At 62.4% G+C, this 234-nt stretch carries 1 protein-coding gene; it reads left to right on the forward strand.

Translation table 11 applies throughout. The features are described 5' to 3' along the window. Positions 1–196, forward strand: a 196-nt coding sequence (locus NLF92_RS13810) for a LuxR C-terminal-related transcriptional regulator (protein WP_254102850.1), incomplete at its 5' end; no start/stop codon positions are given. Between the last annotated feature and the right edge of the window lie 38 nt (positions 197–234).

The raw sequence follows: 234 nt of genomic DNA on the forward strand, positions 1-234 counted from the left end.
CCCGGTGGTGAGCTTGACCCCCCGCGAACGCGATGTGGCCATCCTCACCTGCCGCGGCCTGTCCGCCAAGGAAATCGGAGTCGAGCTGAAACTGTCCTATCGGACCGTCGAAACCCACCGGGCAAACCTGCTGACCAAATTCGGCGCCCGCAAACTGCCCGAGCTTGTCGCAAAACTGACCGGCATGCCGCTGTAGCGACAAACGATTGCAAAACGGCCCGCAACGCCCCATGT

Source organism: Opacimonas viscosa (assembly GCF_024199005.1).
GTDB classification, from domain to species: Bacteria; Pseudomonadota; Gammaproteobacteria; order Enterobacterales; family Alteromonadaceae; genus Opacimonas; species Opacimonas viscosa.